General features: G+C 80.5%; 2 protein-coding genes. Both read right to left on the bottom strand.

The genetic code is table 11. The features are described from left to right. On the bottom strand, window positions 1–1,190 hold a 1,190-nt coding region (gene alr / locus ABEB16_RS21960; protein ID WP_345714291.1), incomplete at its 3' end, for an alanine racemase. A gap of 9 nt (window positions 1,191–1,199) precedes the next feature. Further along, window positions 1,200–2,082, bottom strand: an 883-nt coding sequence (locus tag ABEB16_RS21955) for an ADP-dependent NAD(P)H-hydrate dehydratase (RefSeq protein ID WP_345714290.1), incomplete at its 5' end; no start/stop codon positions are given.

Genomic DNA, 2,082 nt, shown 5'->3' with positions numbered 1-2,082 from the left:
GCTGGACCGGCGCCCGCGCCGTCCCCGGGCGCGCCGGTCCAGCGCCGCGGCAGCCGCGGGCCCAGCCGCGTCACCACCTCGTAGCTGATCGTCCCCGCGGCCTCGGCCCAGTCCTGCGCCGTCGGCTCGGCCGGGCGACCCGCGGCGGCACCGGGCCCGAACAGCACCGCCCGGTCCCCGGCCGCCACGGGCGGTGCGTCCGGGCCGAGGTCGACGACGAACTGGTCCATGCACACCCGCCCCGCGACCTGCAGCCGCCGCCCCGCCACCAGCACCGGCCCCGTGCCGGAGGCGTGCCGCGGGATGCCGTCGCCGTACCCCAGCGGCACCAGCGCCAGGGTGGTGTCCGCGGGCGTGGTGTACGTGCCGCCGTAGGAGACGGCGCTGCCGGCGGGCACCCGCTTCACCAGCGCCAGCCGCGCGCTCAACGTCATCGCCGGCACCAGGCCCAGGTCGGCGGGCGAGGCGAGGTCCGGCACCGGGGACAGGCCGTACAGCGCGATGCCGCAGCGCACCAGGTCGTGGTGCGCCGCCGGGTTCGTCACGGCGGCGGCGGAGTTGGCGATGTGCCGCAGCTCCGGCTCGACGCCGTACCGCGCGGCGGCGGCCAGCGCCTCGTCGAACGCCGCCAGCTGCGCCGCCACCGAGGGGTCGTCCGGCACGTCGCTGCTCGCGAAGTGCGACCAGACGCCCACGACCCGCACCGCGCCCTCGGCGGCGTGCTCGGCGGTGGCGCGCAGCACGTCGGGCCAGTCCTGCGGGGCGATCCCGTTGCGGGACAGCCCCGTGTCGGCCTTCAGGTGGATGCGGGCGGTGCACCCCGTGGCGCGGGCCGCGGCGACGACCTCCTCCAGCGCCCACGACGACGACACCGACAGGTCCACGCCGGCGCGCAGCGGCGCCCGCAGGTCGCTGCCCGGGGGGAACAACCACGCCAGCACCGGCGCGTCGATCCCCGCGGCGCGCAGCGCCAGGGCCTCCGGCAGCTGCGCCACCCCCAGCCACGTCGCGCCACCGGCCAGGGCGGCGCGGGCGCAGGGCAGCAGGCCGTGGCCGTAGGCGTCGGCCTTCACGACGGCCATCAGCTCCGCCGGTGCGCAGCGCGCCCGCAGCGCGGCGGCGTTGGCGCGCACGGCGGCGAGGTCGACCACCGCCTCCGCGAGGGGTTCCGTGCCGGACGCTGCGCCCACCCGACGACCCTACCCGCGCCCCCGGGCGGGCACCGGCTCCCAGCCCGGCAGGCTCGTGAGCGCGGCGGGAACGGCGTCGGCGACGTCCAGGGCCGCCAGCGGTCCCCCCGCACCGGCCAGCACCGCCGCCTCCCCGTGCAGCACCGCGGCGTGCGCGGCGACCTCCCCGGCGAGGGCGGGATCGGCGCGCACCTCCCCGGCGCGCGCGGCCAGCGCCGTGCCGAGGATCCCCGCCAGGACGTCGCCGGCCCCGGCGGTGCCCAGCCACGGCGGTGCGGCGGCGGCGGTGCGCACCACCCCGTCGCTGCCCACCACGACGGTGGTGGCGCCCTTGAGCAGCACCGTCGCGCCGGTGCGCTCGGCCGCCTCCACCGCGTACCGCAGCGGCTCGGCCTCGACCTCGGCCCGCGACACCTCCCGGCCGCGGGCGCCGAGCAGCCGCGCCAGCTCCCCGGCGTGCGGGGTGAGGACGCGGGTGCCGTCGGTGCGCGGCGGCAGGGCGGGCACCGCCCCGGCGTCGACGACCGCGGGTTCCCCCGAGGCCAGCGCGTCGCGCACCCGGCGGCCCTGCCCGGCGTCGTCGGGGTCCACACCGGGGCCTAGCACCCACGCCTGCACCCGGCCCGGGCCGGGCACCACCTCGGGGCGGCGGTGCCGGACGAGCTCGGTGGGGTGCTCCGGGCCCAGGTAGCGCACCATGCCCGCGCCCGCCCGCACCGCGCCCTCCACCGCCAGCACGGCGGCACCGGTGTAGCTCGCGCCGCCCGCCACGACGCCCACGACACCGCGGGAGTACTTGTCGTCGGTGGCGGCCGGCCGCGGCCAGGCGCGGGCCACGTCGGCGGGCTCGGCCCGCCACAGCGCGGGGGTGGGCAGGTGCGGGCCGGTGCCG

This window comes from Kineococcus glutinatus, assembly GCF_039542765.1.
GTDB lineage: Bacteria > Actinomycetota > Actinomycetes > Actinomycetales > Kineococcaceae > Kineococcus_A > Kineococcus_A glutinatus.
The sequence above is the reverse complement of the archived record's forward strand: the minus strand, read 5'-3'. Positions and strand labels throughout refer to the sequence as shown.